Below are 18,294 nucleotides of genomic sequence, written 5' to 3' on the forward strand. Positions count from 1 at the left end.
AGTGGCCCGGCCCGCGCACCCTGAGGGTGCCTGCGGGCCGGGCCACTCGCATGCGTCAGCGGCTCAGGCGGCGCAGGACTCCTCGAGCTCGGCGCGCGCGGTGTCGGCGTCGTCGACCTCGACGTCGGGGATGTCGATGACGTCCTCGGTCCGCGTGCCGGCCTCCACGACCGCGTCGTTCACCTCCTGGAAGGGTGCGTTGATCCGCTCCAGCAGGTCTGCCTGGTCGCCGTCGGCCTGCTCGGCCAGCGCCATCAGGCGACCGGAGAGCAGGGTGACCTCGGAGAACGAGACGGGGTCGAGGTCGTCTCCCGCCCCGACCACCTCGAGCTGGGTCACCGTACGCTCCGCGAGCGGGGTGCCCTGCCCGGCCAGGAACGCCTGGCAGACGGGGTCGTCGGAGACCTCGGCAGCCGCACCGGCGTCGGCGGACTCCTCGCCGGTCGACCCGGTGTCCGCAGCTGCGGAGTCAGAGGTGGCGCTCACGTCCTCGTCCTGGGCCGAGCAGGCGGTCAGCACCGCCAGGCTCATCACGGTGGCCGCGGTCAGGGCACGTCGCATGGGAACATTCCTCCTGGTCAGAGTGGGGGGACCGTCCACCGTGGACGGCCAGGGACACGCGCGCCGACGACGACAGGGGGTCGGCGGGCGAGCATCCATCCTCTCTCACCGGCCAGGGGCGGGACGGGCCGGGTCCTACCAGCCCTGCGTCCCCTCGGCGCCCTTGAACGGCCCGCTCACCCGGGAGGTGATCCAGCCGCCGTAGAAGTCACCCTCCTGCGGCACGACCCGCTCGCCGTCGACGTAGCAGCCGTCGTCGGGGCGGGTCGCACCGTCCACCACGCCGGGCGTCACGGCGGCGTAGTTGGCGATCTCCTCGAAGCCCGGGAGCGGGTCGGGGTAGGTCCAGGCGGCCCGGCTCAGCCGGGCGTCGTCGACGACCAGGTCGAAGTAGGTCGCCGACCCCTTGAACTCGCAGGTCGTGCGCCGGTTGTCCCGTGCGGGCTGCAGCACCCCGGTGACGAACGCGCCGAGCGGGAGGTAGTAGGTCGGCGGGTGCGAGGTCTCCAGCACGCGGATCGCGGCGACGGTCTCCGCGATGGTCTGGCCGCCGACCCGGATCTGGACGTGCTCGCCACCGCTCGTGTCGAGCGCGGGCGGTCGCGGGTAGTCCCAGACGGACTCGGTCGGTGCAGACATACCCCGACCATAGGGCGGCTGCCACCCACGGCCCAACCGACAGGCGGCGCGGAGCCACGGGCAGACGCTACGCTGCACGGATGGGTGAGCGCGAGCGGGGCGTCGCGGCGCGGCTCGGCAAGGTCCGTGGCCTGCTGGGGCGGGGTCGGACGCAGCAGGACGGTCCACGGGTGCGCGCGCTGCCGGACCCGGGCGAGACCACGGTCACCGAGCTGCCCCTGACACCGGAGTCGCGCACGATCTCCGGCGAGGAGCGCGCCAGGATCGACGCCGGACTCGCCGCGGTGCAGGCCGAGGGGGTGGACGTCGACGACCTCGCCTCGATCGGGGCCGGGCTGGACCGGGCGCTCGCTGGTTGGCTGGGGGGCGGCGGCAGCGACCACGACGACATCGTGGAGCGGTATGCCATGGCCGTCGGCGAGCACCTGCACCGGCGGACCGACCTGGCCTGGGAGGTGGTCACCGACGTCTTCGGCACCGACCTGGGCGTGTGCGCCGGCGACTTCGTGGTGGTGCCGTCGAACCTCGTCGCGGTGCGGTGGATGCGTCGGGAGCGCGGGTGGGTGCCCAAGGTCGTCGGCCACATCGTCGAGGTCCGCAGCCGCTGAGCCGTCGGCGCCGTGCTCCTCAGCTCTCCGGCGGGGGCACCGTCTCGCGCGGGGCCGGGTCCTTCGGCCGGCCGGTGAGCTTCTGCACCCGCCGCATCACCCAGGACGTGGCGACCTCACGGCCCGTGCTGACGTACTCCACCGCCGAGTCGTGGAAGACCGTCGACCGCACCACCGCCAGGTCGAGCTCCCGACCCAGCAGCAGCAGGGTGTCACCCTCCTTGAGCTGCTGGTCCATGCCCGGGGTGAAGATGCGCCGACCCGCGCGGACCAGCACGGCGGGGTAGACGGCGAGCCGCACGTCCCGCTCGTCCGGGTCACGGAGCAGGTCGCCCAGGGTGAGCTCGTGCTCGCTCACCCACCGGACGGCAGCCGGTGCGCTGGTGAAGTCGAGGTCAAGCCGGGTCGAGATCGGCGTCTCGTCCCCGACGACGGCCACGATCTCGTCCATCACCCTGCTGTCCCACTCGTCGTCCTCGTGCAGCACGTGGTCGATGAAGCTCCAGTAGTTCGGCGAGGTGATCCGGGCGACGGCCTCCCGGGCGAGCAGCTCGGTGGGGATGAAGACGGAGTCGGCGTCGAAGGCCTGCAGCGGGGCGGAGTTGACGGCGGAGTTCTGCCGGACGGCGATGAAGAGCTGGTCGTTCTCGATCCGCGCGTGAGCGGCGTTGGCCATGTTGACGATGTCGGACTCGGCACCCGCGATGAAGCCGACGGCGTCGGAGACGTCGGGGCGCCCGTCCGCCGGGTCGACCAGGATGACGTCCAGCCCGGCGCTCTCGAGGTCCCGGGTGACCTCGAAGCCGAAGGTGCCGTCGGCGCAGACCACCCACTGCCCCTCGGTCAGGTGCTGCAACCGGTGCGGCAGCACCGAGCCGCGCTTGCTCATCAGCCAGGAGGCCAGCCGGAAGCCGGCGGGCCGCCGGAGCGCCATCACGAGGTAGGCGCCGTAGCGGTCGAACGGGTTGATGATGACGTCGGCCGCGAAGTCGTGCATCTGCTGGGCGTGCTCCCGGTCGCTGCAGCGGGCGATCACCATCAGCTCGGGACGCAGCAGGTTGACCGTCATGACGACCGACAGGTTGGTCTCGTCGTTGTCGGTGAGCGCGAGCACCGCCTCGCAGTGGTCGTGCGCCAGCCCGGCGATGCCCAGCATCCGCGGGTCCCGGCCGCTGGCGGAGAAGCCCGGGTGGTCGCTCGCGTAGCCGTCCAGCGCCAGCTGCTGGATCCGGTCCGGGTTCTCGTCGAGCACCACGAAGTCGCGGCCCTGGTCCTCCAGCGCGCGGCATACCGCCTCCCCGGCCTGGCCGTAGCCCACGATCAGCACGAACGGGGTCTGGATGCTGCGGACCTTGCGGCCGAAGCGCTGCAGCCGCAGGGCCTGCCGGAAGGTCTGCTCCTGCGACAGCGACAGCAGCGCGCCGATGCTGTAGGACCAGGCGACGACCGCCGCGTAGATCGTCAGGGTCACCCAGAGCCGCTGGGCGTAGCTGAACTCGTGCGGCACCTCGCCGTAGCCGATGGTCAGCCCGGTGTAGCTGATGACGTAGAAGCTGTCGAAGACGGTCAGCCGGTCGGGGTTCTCCTCGGTCCCCGGCATGGTGCTCAGCCCGAAGGTCATGATCGCGAACACGCTGACGAGCACCACCAGCGGCGCCCGCATCCGTCGCAGCACCATGAAGACCGCGTCGGTGGTGGGCAGCTCGGCCGGCACGTCCACCCGGTAGCGGCGGAGCGAGTCGGGGCGCGGGCGCGCGGGTTTGCCGCGACCGAGCAGCTGCAGGAGGTTGGCCATGGGCGCCGGGTATGCCGGTCAGCGGCGGCGGTAGGAGACGGTCTCGACGACGAGCAGGATGATCGAGACGATGTTGGCGAGCAGGGCGCCCGCGGCGATGGAGACCACGCTGCTCATGTGCTGGCCGGTGAGGCCGCCCGGGTCGACGTGCCGTGCCCAGATCCACACCAGGGCCGCGACGATCAGCTGGATGCTGGCCACCAGGCTGGTCGCGAGATGCACCGCGCCGATCTGGGTCCGGTCGCCGAACTTGAGGATCGTGGCGATGATGTTGACCACGACCGCGGCATAGAGCTCGTAGACGTTGTGCAGGCGAGGGTTGTCGATGTCCCCGATCACGTAGCCGAAGTTCAGGGTCGCCGCGAGCAGCACGAAGAAGCCGAAGACGACTTTCTCAAGATTCACACCACCGACGATAACGCCGCAGGTCTGTCGGCGCTGCTTTCTATGATGCGGGTCATGAATCTGGAGGAGGCGGGCCGGATGGCCCGAGGATTGATGGGGGAGCACGGACTGCGGGGATGGGGGTTCGGGTTCGACCGGGCCAAGGTCCGCGCCGGGGCGTGCCACTGGGCGGCCCACCGGATCACGCTGAGCGCACCGATCACGCAGGCGCACGACGCGGAGCAGGTGCGCGAGACCGTGCTGCACGAGGTCGCGCACGCCCTGGTGGGACCGCGGCACGGGCACGACGCCGTGTGGCGGTCGCAGGCCCGGGCGATCGGCTCCACGGGCGACCGGTGCTACCAGGCGGAGGTGCCGGTCGTGGCGGGTCGGTGGCAGGGTCGCTGCGCCGCCGGCCACGTCGTGCACCGGCACCGACGTCCCACGAGGGTCCTGGTCTGCACCCGCTGCCGGGGTGTGCCAGCGCTGGACCGGGTGATCTCGTGGAGCCACGACGGGCGGCCGGTCGACCACGCCGAGCTGGGTCCGGCGGTGCGGGAGACCTTGCAACGGTTGCACACCTTGACGTGACGGCACCCGAGTGGTCGTCAGCTCGATCCAGGGTGAACAATCCGTGATCAAAGCGTGACCTTGGAGGGGGTCCGGAGGGCGGGTGACTGGGCTATGTTGCCCATGAGTTGCCCTGGTGACGACGCCCCAACTCCGTGAGGTGGCCGCACGGGCACGGATGGAGAAGGGAGCCAATGGTGGCGACTACGAGGTGGCGACGTGCCACGGTGCCCGCGCTGACGGCAGCTGCGGCGCTGACCCTGACCGGATGCCTGCAGAACCCGGATGCCGGCTCGGGGGGTGGTGTCGGTGCCGTGGGCGCGGAGCCCGAGGAAGGTGACGGATCGGTCACGATCTTCGGCGCCTTCGGTGGCGCCGAGGAGGAGCAGTTCAACGCCTCTCTCGCGCCCTTCGAGGAGGAGACCGGGATCGACATCCAGTACGTCTCCGACCAGGACTTCACCAACACCATCCAGGTGCGCGTGGACGCCGGCGACGCGCCGGACATCGGCCTGTTCCCGCAGCCCGGTGGCGTGCTCGACCTGGCCGAGCGCGGAGCGCTCGTGCCCATCGACGCGATGCTCGACTACGACGCGATCGACGCGACCCTGGTCAACGGCTTCCTCGACTCGGCGCGCTACGACGGGCGGGTCTACGCCGCCCCGATGCGCATGGCGGTCAAGTCGATCGTCTGGTACCCGAAGCAGGCCTACGACGAGGGAGGCTGGAACACCGAGCCGGCCGACCTGGCCGAGCTGTCCGACGTCGCCGAGCAGATCCGCTCCCAGGGCGACACCCCGCCGTGGTGCATCGGCTGGCAGTCCGACCAGGCGACCGGCTGGGTCGGGACCGACTGGGTGGAGGAGTACATGCTCCGTCTGCACGGTCCGGACGTCTACGACGACTGGATCTACCACCGCATCCCGTTCAACGACGAGCGGGTGGTCGAGGCCATCGAGACCTACGGCGAGCTCGCCAACACCGACGGCAACGTGCTCGGCGGCGCCCGAGGCATCCTCAACACGCCCTTCGCCGAGGCGATGAACCCGGCCTTCGCCGACGACCCCGGGTGCTACCTCATGCGCCAGGGCAACTTCGCCACCGGGTTCTTCCCCGAGGACATCCAGGCCAACCTGGACGAGGAGATCGGCATCTTCGTCTTCCCGCCGGCGGCGGACGGCTTCGACGGCCAGCCCATCCTCGGCGGTGGCGACCTCGCGGCGGCCTTCGAGTACGACACGGACGTCGCCGCGGTGATGGAGTTCCTCTCCTCGGACGAGTTCGGTGGTCCGTGGGCGCAGGCCGGTGGCTGGCTGAGCCCGCACACCACCTTCGACGCCTCCCTCTACCCCGACGAGACGACCCGGCAGATCGCCGAGATGGGCTACACCGCGGACGTCTTCCGCTACGACGGCTCGGACGTCATGCCGCGCGAGGTCGGCTCCGGCTCGTTCTGGACCGGCATGGTCGAGTTCCAGTCCGGTGACAAGACGGCCCAGCAGGTCGCCGACGACATCGAGAACGGCTGGCCGCAGAGTGCCGAGCCGACCGACGAGGAGGGTGAGGACCAGTGAGCACCACGTCCTCGACCCCACCCGTGGGGGAGGAGGTGCCCCAGGTCCCCGACGACGCAGGATCCTCGCCGGAGGCCACCGTCCCCTCCGACGCCGGTCTGCAACCGGTGAAGCTGCTCCTCGGAGTGCTCGGCATCGCCGTGTCCGTCTACCTGATGGGCAACCTCTTCCTCGCCTTCGCGTGGTACCCGCAGTGGTTCTTCGACAGCAAGATCCTCATGGGCATCCTCGGCCTGGTCGTCGGTGTCGGCGGCGCGGCCGTCCTGTTCTGGTTCCTCAACATGGCGATCGAGGCGCTCCCGCGCAGGTTGGAGCACGGCGTCATGCCGTATGCCTTCCTGCTCCCCGGCTTCTCGCTCATCGGCCTGATGCTGCTGTTCCCCACGGTGCAGACGATCCACTACAGCTTCGCGAACGCCCGCTCCACGGCATACGTCGACCCGATCTGGGCCAACTTCGCGAGCCTGTTCGGCAGCGCTGACTTCTGGTCGGCGATGCTCAACAACCTGCTGTGGATCGCGATCGTCCCGGCGATCACCGTCGCCCTCGGCGTCGTGGTCGCGGTGCTGGCGGACAAGCTGTCCGCCGGCAGCGAGAAGTGGTCGAAGAGCTTCATCTTCATGCCGATGGCGATCAGCTTCGTCGCGGCGTCGGCGATCTGGCTGACCACGGTCTACGGCTACCGCCCGCCAGGTGAGCCGCAGACGGCCTCGCTCAACGCGATCTGGGTCAACTGGTTCGGCCAGGACCCGGCCAGCTGGCTGGACATCGACACCGCGCGGCTGAACAGCCTGCTGCTCATGGTCATCCTCATCTGGCTGCAGACCGGCTTCGCGATGGTGCTGCTGAGCTCGGCGATCAAGGGAGTGCCGGAGGACACCCTCGAGGCCGCGCGCATCGACGGCGCCTCCGAGTGGCAGATCTTCTGGCAGGTGATCATCCCGCAGATCTGGGGGACCATCATCACCGTCTTCATCACGGTGCTCATCCTGGTGATGAAGGTCTTCGACATCGTCTACGTCCTCACCAACGGGCGCAACAACACCGACGTCATCGCGAACATGTTCTTCCGCGAGATGTTCACCAACCGTGACGGCGGTCGGGCGACGGCCCTCATCGTGGTCCTGCTCGTCGCGATCATCCCCATCCTGATCTACCAGGTCAGGGACTTCCGGAAGCAGGAGGCCATGCGATGAGCACCACCACGACGACAGCGCCCCGCGCTGGCGGGCGCGGACGCCTCAAGGACGGGCGTCCACGCAGCCCCGTCTCCATGGTGACGATGCTGGTCCTCGCGGTGCTGTGGACGCTGCCGACGCTGGGCCTGCTGGTCACCAGCTTCCGCAGCCGGGACGATGCACTCAACAGCGGGTGGTGGTCCGCGATCGTCAACCCGTTCGGCACCTCGTGGACCTTCGACAACTATCGACGTGTCTTCGAGATGTCCGACATGGGCAACGCGTTCCTCAACGGTGTGGTCGTGGCCGTCCCGGCGACGATCATCCCGATCATGTTCGCAGCCTTCGCCGCCTATGCCTTCACCTTCCTGGACTTCCGCTTCAAGGAGACGCTGTTCATCACCATCGTCGCGGTGATGGTGGTCCCGATCCACGTGGCCTTCCAGCCGCTGCTCAACCTGTTCGGACCGAACGGGCTCGGGATCGCGGGGCAGTACCTCGCGGTGTGGCTGCTGCACACCGGCTTCGGCATGCCGTTGTGCATCTACGTGCTGCGCAACTACATGTCCTCGCTGCCCTTCAGTGTGGTCGAGTCGGCGCGGATCGACGGGTGCACCAACTTCCAGATCTTCTGGAAGCTGGTGGCGCCGATGGCGATGCCCGCGATGGCGGCCTTCGCCACCCTGCAGTTCCTGTGGGTGTGGAACGACCTGCTCATCGCCAAGCTGTTCCTCGCCAACGACAACACCACGGTGATCGTCAAGCTGCAGCAGCTGCTGGGCACGCAGGGCCAGGGCGCCGAGCTGCTGACCGCGGGTGCCTTCATCTCGATGGTGCTGCCGATGATCGTCTTCTTCGTGCTCCAGAACTTCCTGGTGCGCGGCATGACGAGCGGTGCCGTCAAGGGCTGAGCACGCACCGAGGTGGCGGGGGTGCCGGGCAGGGCACCCCCGCCACCGCACGTCCGACCCGACCGGGCGTCGCGTGTGGTTGCCCCTGAGCCCACCGGACGTCGCGTGTGGTTGCCCCTGACCCGACCGGGCGTCGCGTGTGGTTGCCCCTGACCCCACCGGGCGCCGCGTGTGGTGGGATGAGCCTGTGACACGTGAACTCCCCTGGCCCGTGGCACTCCCGGAGGACGCGCGCTCCCGGGTCGAGACGATCCTCGCCCCACTGGCCGAGCACCGCCGGACCACGTTCGCCCTGCGCGTGGCCCGGTGGTGGGACGACCTCGTCGCCGGCCTGGCGCCCTATCCCGATCCCCTCGCCGTGGCCGCGCGCTCGCTCGAGCTGGCCGCGAGGGCATACCTCGACCGGGACGAGGAGCTGCACCTGCTGGACGAGCGCCGCTCGCTGGAGCCGGACTGGTTCCAGCGCCCGGGCATGGTCGGCTACGCCGGGTATGCCGAGCGGCTCACCCCCGAAGGCACGCTCGCCGCACTCCCCGGGCTGGCCGACCACCTCGAGGGCCTCGGCGTGGGCTACCTGCACCTCATGCCGCTGCTGCAGCCACGCCCGTCGCCCAACGACGGGGGGTATGCCGTGGCCGACTACCGGTCCGTGCGCACCGACCTCGGCACCATGGACGACCTGCGCGACCTCACCGCCAGCCTGCGGACCCGCGGCATCAGCCTGTGCCTGGACCTGGTGCTCAACCACGTGGCCCGCGAGCACGAGTGGGCCCGCGCCGCGCGGGCGGGCGACGAGCGCTACCGCCGCTACTTCCACATCTACCCCGACCGGGAGATCCCCGACGCCTACGAGCGCACCCTCCTGGAGGTCTTCCCGGACTTCGCGCCGGGCAACTTCACCTGGGACGAGGAGCTCCGGGGCTGGGTGTGGACGACCTTCAACAGCTACCAGTGGGACCTCGCGTGGGACAACCCCGACGTCTTCTGCGAGCTCGCCGACGTCATCCTCTACCTGGCCAACCAGGGCGTGGAGATCCTGCGGCTGGACGCCATCGCCTTCATCTGGAAGCGGATGGGCACGCAGTGCCAGAACCAGCCGGAGGTGCACCAGCTCACCCAGGCGCTGCGCTCCCTGGCCCGGATCACGGCGCCCGCGCTGATCTTCAAGGCCGAGGCCATCGTCGGGCCGAACCAGGTGGTCCACTACCTCGGGCGGGGCAGACACCACGGGAAGGTGTCCGACCTCGCCTACCACAACAGCCTCATGGTGCAGATCTGGTCGATGCTCGCCAGCGGCGACGCACGGCTGTCGACGCACGCGCTCGGCCGGTTCCCGGTCGTGCCGGCGAGCACGGCCTGGATCACCTACCTGCGCTGCCACGACGACATCGGCTGGGCCATCGACGACGACGACGCGCGGTCGGTGATGGTCGACGGCCACGGCCACCGGACCTTCCTCTCGGACTACTACGCCGGGGACTTCGACGGCTCCTGGTCCCGCGGGCTGGTCTTCCAGCACAACCCCGCCACCGGCGACAAGCGCATCTCCGGGTCGGCCGCCAGCCTGGCCGGTCTCGAGCGGGCGGTGACGTCCCTGGACGAGGCGGTCGGGCAGGACGCCCTCGAGGAGGCGCAGGCCGACGTGGACCAGGCGGTGGCCCGGGTGCTGCTCGGCTACGCGATCGTCTACGGCTTCGGCGGGATCCCGGTCATCTGGTCCGGCGACGAGATCGCCACGTTGAACGACCAGGACTGGGATGCCGTGCCCGAGCACGCCGACGACAACCGGTGGGTGCACCGGCCACGGCTGGACCGGGACAGGCTGGCGCACGCGGGCGCGGACCCCGACTCCCCCGAGGGCCGGGTGCTGGCGGGTATGCGCCATCTCGCCGCGGCGCGGAGCTCGCTCCCGCACCTGCACGCGAGCGTCGGTGCCGCCGTGGTGGCGGCTCCCGACCCGGCCGTCTTCGTGGTGGTGCGGCGCCACCCCGTGGGGCCGATGATCGGGCTCTACAACCTCACCGGGACCGGGCGCAGCGTCCCGGGCTGGTGGGTGCGCGAGCTCGGGCTGCCGCTGGAGCAGGCCGTGGACGCCCTCAACGGCTACCCGCCCAGCCTCCAGCCGGACGGCTCGATCTACCTCTCGACCTACCAACCGGTCTGGCTGGTCCGCGGCTGACGAGCCGCGGGTGGACACCGGCGGTGCGTGCACCTCCCCGGCCGTCCCGGGCGCATACTGTGTCGCCATGCTGCTGAGCGACCTGGTCACCGCCCTCGGAGCCCGACCCACGCCGGGCGTCGACGGTCCCGCCGACGTCGAGGTCACCGGCGTCAGCCACCAGGCCGACTGGGTCCGCCCGGGCGACGCCTTCGTGGCGGTGCGCGGCGCCCGGTTCGACGGGCATACCTTCATCGGCGACGCCGTCGCCCGGGGCGCGGTCGCCGTGATCGGCGAGGGGTTGCCCGAGGGTGCCGCCTGCCCGGTGCCCTACCTGCAGGTCGACGCGGTGCGACCCGCCCTGGCGGACGCCGCCACCGCGATCGCCGGTCGCCCGAGCGACGGGCTGAGCGTCATCGGCGTGACCGGCACCGACGGCAAGACCACCACCTCCTGCCTCGCCCTGCACCTGCTGCGGGAGAGCGGCCGGGCGACCGGGCTGCTGTCCACGATCGGCTACCAGCTGCCCGACGGCGTGCTGCGCCAGCCGCCCTCGCACTTCACCACCCCCGAGGCGCCGCAGGTGCAGCAGATCCTCCGGGACATGGTTGAGGCGGGCGCGACCGATGCGGTCGTCGAGTCCTCCAGCCACGCGCTCGCGCTGGACCGGGTGCGCGGCGTCGACTACGACGTCGCCGTGTGGACCAACCTCACCGGTGAGCACCTGGACTTCCACGGCACGATGGAGCAGTACTTCGCGGACAAGGCGAAGCTGGTGCAGCGGGCCCGGCACAGCATCCTCAACGTGGACGACGGCCCGTGGTTCGAGCAGCTGCGCCCGCTGGCGACGGCGGACGTGGGCACGGTCACGACCTACTCCGCCGAGGGCGGCGCGGCAGACTGGCGCGCCACCGACGTGGAGGAGGGGCCGGAGGCGATCACCTTCACCGTGCACACGCCGACGGGCCGGGCGCACGCGCGGCTGCCGATGATCGGCCGGTTCAACGTGGCGAACGCGCTGGCGGCGATGGCGGGCGTGGCCGCGACCGGGGTCGAGCTGGACGCCCTGGTGGCCGCGCTGGCGACCTTCGGCGGCGTCGCCGGGCGGATGGAGATGGTGGAGCGCCGCGACGGCGAGCCGCGGGTCATCGTGGACTTCGCGCATACCCCACCGAGCCTGGAGAAGGCGCTGGAGACGGTCCGCGTCACCACCGACGGGGCGCTGTGGGTCGTGCTCGGCTCGGCCGGCGGACCGCGCGACCCCTCGAAGCGGGCGCCGCTCGGCCGGGTCGCGACGGGCTTCGCGGACCGGGTCGTCTTCACCGAGGAGGACCACCGCACCACGCCGCTGCAGGACATCCTGGACGAGATGGAGCGCGGGGCGCGTGAGGCCGGCCGGGCCAACTTCGTCTCGATCGGCGACCGCACCGAGGCGATCAGGTATGCCGTCCGCGAGGCTGACGGTCGCGACACCGTCGTGCTGGCCGGCAAGGGCCCGGAGGAGACGATGGAGCGGGGCACCGAGCTGGTGCCGTGGGAGGAGATCGAGCAGGCCCGGGCGGCGCTCGCGGCCCGGCGCGGCGACCCGGCCTGACCCCCTCGTCGACGTCGCCCGGCCCGCTCCCCTCCGGCGACCTCGCCTGTCCCTCTCTCGTCCGGCGACCTTGCGCGGTCCCTCCCGTTTTCGACTGTGCTTTTCGTCGCCATGGCACGAGAACCAGAGGTCGAAAACGAGCCGTCGCGCCCTTCCTGCACGACCTGCCGCTTTTCGACTGTGCTTTTCGTCGCCATGGCGACGAAGAGCGAGGTCGAATTCGGGCTCAGGCGGCGGGGTCGCCCCGCTCCTCGGAGGTATGCCCGGCCTCGGCGGGCTCCGGCTCCGGCTCGGGCGTCTCCACCTCGGGGCGCCGGAGCGCCCGGACGACGAGGACGAGGCCGGCCACGACGAGCGGGATGGTCAACCACTGCCCCATGTTCAGCCCCGTCGCCTCGGCGAAGTCGGACAGCTGCGCGTCGGGCTCCCGGAAGAACTCGACGACGAACCGTCCCAGCCCGATCCCGATCGCGAAGACCCCGGCGAGCAGACCGGGCCGCCAGCGCGCCCGCGTGCGCCAGAACAGCCAGAAGAGCACCAGGATGAGCAGGGCGCCCTCGAGCGCCGCCTCGTAGAGCTGGCTGGGGTGGCGCGGCTCCTCCCCGGCGCCGGGGAAGACCATCGCCCAGGGCACGTCGCTGGGCCGCCCCCACAGCTCGCCGTTGATGAAGTTGGCGATCCGGCCGAGCATCATGCCGATCGGCACGTTGACCGCGATGTAGTCGGTGACGCGCAGCGCCGGGAGCTTCTGCCGCCAGCAGAACCACGCCATCGCCACGAGCACGCCGATCAGCCCGCCGTGGAAGCTCATGCCGCCGTTCCACGGCATGAGGATCTCCCACGAGGTCCACAACGAGGGGTTGTAGAAGGTGGCGTAGCCGAGCCGGCCGCCGATGATGATGCCGAAGGTCAGGCCGATGATGAGGTCGTCCACCTGCCGCGGCGTGATGGGGCTGCCCGGCGCCTTGGACATGCGGTTGAAGTGCCAGTAGCCGAGCAGGATGCCGAGGACGTAGGCCAGCGCGTAGTAGCGCAGCGTGAAGATGCCCAGGTCGATGCCCTGGGACAGCCCCAGGTCCTCCCAGCGCAGCGGCGCGTCGCCGCCGGAGCTCGCGGCCAGCAGGGCGAGGTCGGTCAGGATCGGCACGGTCGTGACGATATCTGGTGCTCCTGGGTATGCCCTCGCGCGCCTCCGCCGACCGGCCGCACGGTCTGCGTGCACTGGCCGCACGGTTTGCGCGGACTGGCCGCACGGTTTGTGCGGACTGGCCGCACGGTTTGGACGCAGAGTGTGCGGTCGGTCGACGCAGAGTGCGCGGTCGGTCGGCGCAGAGTGTGCGGTCGGTCAGGTGCCGAAGGCGGCGAGGACCTCGTCCCGCGTGACCTCGGCGACCGAGCCCCGCTGCCAGCGCGGCTGCCGGTCCTTGTCCACCAGCTGGGCGCGGACCCCCTCGGCGAAGTCGGGGTGCCCGGCGAAGTGCTGGGCGAGGCGCAGGTCCTGGGCCAGCACCTCCTCGACGCTCATGCTGGCGGCCCGACGCAGCGCCTCCAGGGCGACCGCGACCGAGTGCGGCGAGCGGGCCGCGACGAGCCCGGCCGCCTCCTGGGCCTCGGGCTCGGGGCGGCCCCGCAGCCGCTCCAGGATCACCGCCGCGTCGTCCCCGGCGTAGCAGGCGTCGATCCAGCCGCGCTGAGCCAGCAGCCAGGAGTCGGTGTCGTCCCCGAAGGCCTGTCCGGTCGCGGAGGTGGTGAGCGTGGAGGCGAGTGCCGTGGCCTCCAGCGTCGGGTCCTCGCGCAGCGCGCCCAGCACGTCGCCCTGGGCCGAGGACGGGACGAGGGCGTCCGCCATGCCCAGGTCCACGGCGTCGGCTCCCCCGACCGGTGCCCCGGTGAGGGCCACGTGCGTGCCGGTCTCGCCGGGAGCACGGGCCAGCAGGTGCAGGCCGGCCACGTCGGGGAAGAAGCCGATGATCGTCTCCGGCATCGCGAGCCGGGTGCGCTCGGTGACCAGGCGCACCGAGCCGTGCGCCGAGACGCCGACGCCGCCCCCCATGACGATGCCGTCCATCCAGGCGACGTAGGGCTTGGGATAGCTCGCGACGAGCGCGTCGACGGCATACTCCGTCTCCCAGTAGCCGGCCGCCTCCTGCGTGCGACCGGCGAGGACCGCATCCCGCAGGGCGCGCACGTCACCGCCCGCGCACAGACCGCGCTCGCCGGCACCGTCCAGCACGACGGCGGCGATCCGGTCCTCGGTGGCCCACTCCTGCAGCTGGTGCAGCAGCGAGTCGACGCTGGCGCGGTCCAGGGCGTTGATCGCGCGCGGGCGGTTCAGCCGTGCCCGCCCCAGGGGCCCGTCGACGGCATACAGCACCTCGTCGCCGTGACCCGCGGCCGGCCACCAGGACAGGGAGGCGTCGTCGCTCATGCGTCGAGGCTCTCATGGCGCACGTAGACTCCCCGCCATGGGTAAGGCATCACGCAAGAAGCGGCAGGGCGCCGGTCAGGCCGCGCCGAAGGCACGCCCCGCACCGTTCGTCGCGCGCCCGTTCGAGGGACTGTCCGGCGAGACCGAGTGGGTGGCGATGCGGGAGATCCTGCCGGCCGCGTCGGCCGACGTCACGGTGACCGTGCCCGACGGCACGCAGGTGTCCGGTCACGACGTCCCGGCCGGTCAGCAGCAGGTGACCCTGGTGACGGTGCTGCCGGGCGCGATGCCCGCGATCCACCGCGACTCCGGCGAGGTCCTCGTCGCGCTGCAGTCCCGCACCTCCAGCGGCGACGCCTCGAGGGACGTCGTCGCGGCGGCGTTCACGGCGCTGGCCAGCGACCCCGGGACCTCGGTCAACTCGGTCCGACCCGCGACGACGGACACCCCGCGGCTGCAGGACGTGCTGGAGACCGGGCAGGAGCTCGACGTCGCGGTCCACGAGGACTTCGGCTTCTGGCTCGGTGAGGACGCGACCGAGGAGATGCGGGCCGCGCTGGAGCAGATGAACGAGTCGGCCGTGCCGATGGCCCGGGTCGAGGGAGCCCCCACCGCCTACTGGTGCCACATGTCCGGCCGGTCCTACATCCGCTGGATCCTCGGGCAGGACGAGGACACCGCGCTGGAGGCGCTGGCCCGGCTGCAGGCCGCGCACGAGCACACGCTGGGCGAGGGCACCGACCTCATCGGGGCGTTCCGGGCGTGCGGCGTGCTGGTGCCGGTGCTGGAGGTGCCGGCCGACAGCTCGGCGGAGGATCACGCCGAGGCGCTCGCCGCGCTGCAGCAGCGGTATGACGCCGCGCTGGGTCAGGACGCCCCGCTCACCCAGGAGGAGCGCCGGGCCAAGAACGCCCTGGTCTCCCGCCAGGTCACGCTGCGCTGAACGGCCCACGGAGCCGGAGGAGGACAGGGATGAGCACAGCGGAGGGCCCGGTCGAGGGCGTGCTGCAGCGGCAGGTCGTGGCCGTCGTCCCGGCCAAGGACGAGGAGGCGCGGATCGGCGCCACCATCGCCGCCCTGCGACGGCTGCCGGCGGTGGCAGCGATCGTCGTCGTCGACGACGGGTCGACCGACCAGACCGCGCACGTCGCGGAGTGGGCCGGGGGCGTCGAGGTCGTCCGGCACGAGCGCAACCGCGGGAAGGCGGCCGCGCTGACCACGGGTGCGGCCCGGGCGCACGACCTCGTCCCGGGCGCGCCGCTGCTCTTCGTGGACGCCGACCTCGAGGCGTCGGCGGCCGAGCTCGGCCCGATCATCACACCGGTCCTGGTGGGCCAGGCGGAGATGACGATCGCGGCGCTGCCGCCCCAGCCGGGGGCGGCCGGCCTGGGCCTGGTGGTCCGGAGCGCGCGGGCCGGCATCGGCCAGCTCACCGGCTGGGAGCCGGGCGCACCGCTGTCCGGCCAGCGGTGCATCACCCGGGAGGCCCTGATCGACGCCATGCCCCTGGCGCGGGGCTGGGGTGTCGAGGTCGGCCTCACGGTCGACGTGATCCGCGCCGGCGGCCGCGTGCTGGAGATCCCGTGCGAGCTCCGGCACCGAGCCACCGGCCGGGACGTCGCCTCCCAGGTGCACCGGGCCCGCCAGCTCGCCGACGTCTCGCTCGCCCTGGCCGAGCGGTCCGGTGTCCCCGACAAGGTGCGCGAGGGCGGCATCGAGGGCGGCCGGATCGTCCGCGAGCAGGGCACCCGCCTGGCCCAGGTCGCGCGGGAGCGGGGCGTCCCCGCGGCGCGCCGCGCGGCGGAGCAGGCCGGCGAGCAGCTGCAGCGGCACGGCCGGCCCCTGCTGGACCGGGCGCGCGCCGCCTACGAGGGCCGGCGCGGACCCACCGAGCGCTGAGCCCCGCCGCCGGCGAGGAGCACGATCCCGGCGGCCAGCAGCACGGTCAGGCACAGGGCGACCGCCGCGATGCCGGAGTCGTTGAGCACCCAGGCCACGGTCATACCCACCACGGCGGCCGCCGCCACCGGGGCGACCCCACGGTGCTCCCAGAGCGGTCGCGACCACGTGGGCCGACGGACCACGACCACAGCCATGGCGACCAGCGCCAGCACCGCCAGCCAGGACAACGGGTAGTCGACCAGGATGCCCAGGCTCTGCTGCAGCTTGCGGGTCACGATGCCCAGGGCCTCCCCGTCGATGACGGACTGCACGAACGCCCCGAGGTGGGTGCGTTCCTGCGGGCCGCGCGCCCAGTCGAGCACCATCGCCAGCGCGGCCAGGAGCGCGGCACCGACACCGACGAGCAGCAGCGAGCGGGGGCTCCACCGCACCCCGAGTGCGGCGAGCAGCACCAGCCCGGCACTCACGGCGGTGGCCGGCACGCTGCCGAAGTCCGCCCCGGCCTGCGGCGCGGCACCGAGGACGATCACCGAGGCGCCGAGCAGGGCGACCGCGGCGCCGGCCTCGCGCCGCCGGTGCCCGATCCACGTGAGCAGCGCCGACATGAGCACCAGCATCGCCCCCAGGACGATGCCGAAGCCGACGTTCCCCTGGCCGTAGAACCGGCCCGCGGTCACCGGTTGCAGGCCGAGCACGCCGACCAGGCCCAGCCGGGAAGACCAGATCGTGTCCACGCCGAGCAGCACGAGGGTGACGGCGGCGACGACCGCGGGCGGTCCGAGCGCGCTGCGCTGCGCCGACGGCAGCCACCAGGCGAGCGCGACGACGAGCGCGGCGGCTCCCAGCACGAGCGCGGACAGGGCCGCCCACGGCTGGCTGGCCAGCCACCAGGGCGCGAGGCCGGCCGCGAAGGTGGCGGCGGGCAGGCTCATCACCAGCAGGCCCGAGCCGGTCAGCAGGGTGCCGGAGCGAGCCCGCCCCCAGCGGCGGACGGCGGCTCCGGCGAGGAGGAGGGGCACGCAGATCGCGGCCAGCAGGCCCAGCGTCCACGGGGCCAGCCACTTCGCCGAGCTCACCGCGAGCGCGAGGTCGGCGGCCCGCTGTGCGGTGCCGTCGGCCCCGACCGTCCCGGTCACCTGGGCCACCGGCGCGCCGGGCAGGTCAGCGGGAGGGGTCACCCCGGCGAGCTGTAGCAGCGTCGCCGTGAGGTCGACGAGCTGCGCCAGGCCGGCCTGCCGGGTCGAGCCGGAGGTCAGCAGTGACGGACCGGAGCCAGCCACGACCAGCACCTGCGCGTCCGGCCGGGTGCCGACCTGTCCCATACCTGAGATGACGAGCGTCGACGCCGGGGGTAGCGCGGCGGCCAGCTCGCCGAGCGCGGCGTCGGTGTCCTCCAGCAGGTCGGTGCGGTCGCCTTCCTGGATCGCGGGCGAGGCGACCAGGTGGATGCCGCACGTGGGGTCCAGCGACGGCCGGGACAGCAACCCGGCGCTCTCGGTGTCGAGCTGGGGGCGGCCGTCGCTGCCGGGGGAGGTCGTCAGCCCGTAGGTCGCCACGCACGTGCCGGCCGCCGCCGCGGAGTCCCGGAGCCTCCCGAGAGGCGGCTCGGTCGCACCCTGCCCGTCCCAGAGCGGTCGCGCGTCGAACCCGCAACCGAGCGCCTCGCGGTCGACCCGGGTCCCCGCGCCGACGGTCAGCCAGGCGTCGGCGGCGCAGGTCACCTCGTCCGGCCCGCGCAGCACCAGGGCGGCGCTGCCACCGTCCTGCGCCATGGAGCGCAGCACCGGTGTCGCCTCACCGACGTGGTCCCAGGTCAGGCCGGGTATGCCGACCAGCACCACCGCGCCGTCCGCCCCGGTGTCGAGGGGCTCGGTGCGGGGTGCCTGGGCGGGGGCGATGCCGGCGACGACCGCCAGGGCGGCGAGGCACCACGAGCCGACCACGGCGAGCACGAGCGTCCACGCCAGCCCGCGGTGTCCCATTGCCTCACCT

16 protein-coding genes are annotated in these 18,294 nt (G+C 72.1%); 9 read left to right on the forward strand and 7 right to left on the reverse strand.

Annotation, left to right across the window (positions count from 1 at the left end; translation table 11 throughout):
• Positions 1-63 precede the first annotated feature (63 nt).
• Together FXF60_RS03630 and FXF60_RS03635 are read right to left on the reverse strand one after the other, a co-directional pair.
• Entirely contained in the window at positions 64-561 is a 498-nt protein-coding gene (locus tag FXF60_RS03630) for a hypothetical protein (protein WP_151523892.1), read from the reverse strand.
• 135 nt (positions 562-696) lie between these two features.
• A complete protein-coding gene (locus tag FXF60_RS03635; protein WP_151523893.1) occupies positions 697-1,200 on the reverse strand; it encodes a DUF427 domain-containing protein in 504 nt (167 codons plus the stop codon).
• 80 nt (positions 1,201-1,280) lie between these two features.
• Here FXF60_RS03635 and FXF60_RS03640 point away from each other — a divergent pair, with 80 nt between their 5' ends.
• Positions 1,281-1,808, forward strand: coding sequence for a hypothetical protein (locus tag FXF60_RS03640; RefSeq protein ID WP_151523894.1), 528 nt, complete (start codon positions 1,281-1,283; stop codon positions 1,806-1,808).
• Positions 1,809-1,827: 19 nt separating this feature from the next.
• Here the strand turns inward: FXF60_RS03640 and FXF60_RS03645 are convergent, their stop codons facing one another.
• A complete protein-coding gene (locus tag FXF60_RS03645) occupies positions 1,828-3,603 on the reverse strand; it encodes an NAD-binding protein (protein ID WP_151523895.1) in 1,776 nt (591 codons plus the stop codon).
• 18 nt (positions 3,604-3,621) lie between these two features.
• Positions 3,622-4,008 carry a DUF6394 family protein gene (locus FXF60_RS03650; RefSeq protein WP_151523896.1) on the reverse strand — a complete coding sequence of 129 codons (387 nt, stop codon included), beginning with the start codon at positions 4,006-4,008 and terminating at the stop codon, positions 3,622-3,624.
• Positions 4,009-4,062: 54 nt separating this feature from the next.
• Here FXF60_RS03650 and FXF60_RS03655 point away from each other — a divergent pair, with 54 nt between their 5' ends.
• The 6 genes from FXF60_RS03655 to FXF60_RS03680 all read left to right on the forward strand — a co-directional run bounded on the left by FXF60_RS03655 (position 4,063) and on the right by FXF60_RS03680 (position 11,972).
• Entirely contained in the window at positions 4,063-4,578 is a 516-nt protein-coding gene (locus FXF60_RS03655; RefSeq protein WP_151523897.1) for a SprT-like domain-containing protein, read from the forward strand.
• Positions 4,579-4,784: 206 nt separating this feature from the next.
• The gene (locus FXF60_RS03660) at positions 4,785-6,131 is read left to right on the forward strand and encodes an ABC transporter substrate-binding protein (protein ID WP_367889954.1); all 1,347 of its coding nucleotides are present in this window, start codon (positions 4,785-4,787) and stop codon (positions 6,129-6,131) included.
• Positions 6,128-7,327 (forward strand): carbohydrate ABC transporter permease, encoded by a 1,200-nt coding sequence (locus tag FXF60_RS03665; RefSeq protein ID WP_238335681.1) that lies wholly within the window; start codon positions 6,128-6,130, stop codon positions 7,325-7,327. The genes FXF60_RS03660 and FXF60_RS03665 overlap by 4 nt, the downstream gene beginning before the upstream one ends.
• Positions 7,324-8,220, forward strand: coding sequence for a carbohydrate ABC transporter permease (locus FXF60_RS03670; RefSeq protein WP_151523899.1), 897 nt, complete (start codon positions 7,324-7,326; stop codon positions 8,218-8,220). The genes FXF60_RS03665 and FXF60_RS03670 overlap by 4 nt, the downstream gene beginning before the upstream one ends.
• A 187-nt stretch (positions 8,221-8,407) precedes the next feature.
• Entirely contained in the window at positions 8,408-10,399 is a 1,992-nt protein-coding gene (locus FXF60_RS03675; protein ID WP_238335682.1) for an alpha-amylase family protein, read from the forward strand.
• A 67-nt stretch (positions 10,400-10,466) separates the two neighbouring features.
• Positions 10,467-11,972: a UDP-N-acetylmuramoyl-L-alanyl-D-glutamate--2,6-diaminopimelate ligase gene (locus tag FXF60_RS03680; protein WP_151523900.1), complete on the forward strand. Its 1,506-nt coding sequence runs from the start codon at positions 10,467-10,469 to the stop codon at positions 11,970-11,972.
• A 226-nt stretch (positions 11,973-12,198) separates the two neighbouring features.
• Here the strand turns inward: FXF60_RS03680 and lgt are convergent, their stop codons facing one another.
• Both lgt and FXF60_RS03690 read right to left on the reverse strand, forming a co-directional pair.
• Entirely contained in the window at positions 12,199-13,119 is a 921-nt protein-coding gene (lgt, locus tag FXF60_RS03685; RefSeq protein ID WP_151523901.1) for a prolipoprotein diacylglyceryl transferase, read from the reverse strand.
• A gap of 198 nt (positions 13,120-13,317) precedes the next feature.
• On the reverse strand, positions 13,318-14,400 hold the full coding sequence (locus FXF60_RS03690) for an enoyl-CoA hydratase/isomerase family protein (protein WP_151523902.1): 1,083 nt from the start codon (positions 14,398-14,400) through the stop codon (positions 13,318-13,320).
• 37 nt (positions 14,401-14,437) lie between these two features.
• On the opposite strand from FXF60_RS03690, the gene FXF60_RS03695 reads away from it, so the two are divergent.
• Positions 14,438-15,343, forward strand: coding sequence for a DUF5926 family protein (locus FXF60_RS03695; protein WP_151523903.1), 906 nt, complete (start codon positions 14,438-14,440; stop codon positions 15,341-15,343).
• A 29-nt stretch (positions 15,344-15,372) separates the two neighbouring features.
• Positions 15,373-16,299 (forward strand): glycosyltransferase family 2 protein, encoded by a 927-nt coding sequence (locus FXF60_RS03700; RefSeq protein ID WP_151523904.1) that lies wholly within the window; start codon positions 15,373-15,375, stop codon positions 16,297-16,299.
• Here the strand turns inward: FXF60_RS03700 and FXF60_RS03705 are convergent.
• Positions 16,266-18,284, reverse strand: a complete 2,019-nt coding sequence (locus FXF60_RS03705; RefSeq protein WP_151523905.1) for a hypothetical protein — start codon at positions 18,282-18,284, stop codon at positions 16,266-16,268. The genes FXF60_RS03700 and FXF60_RS03705 overlap by 34 nt on opposite strands.
• Positions 18,285-18,294 lie beyond the last annotated feature (10 nt).

Origin of the sequence: Serinicoccus kebangsaanensis, assembly GCF_008919445.1 — a bacterium.
In the GTDB taxonomy this organism is placed as follows: domain Bacteria; phylum Actinomycetota; class Actinomycetes; order Actinomycetales; family Dermatophilaceae; genus Ornithinicoccus; species Ornithinicoccus kebangsaanensis.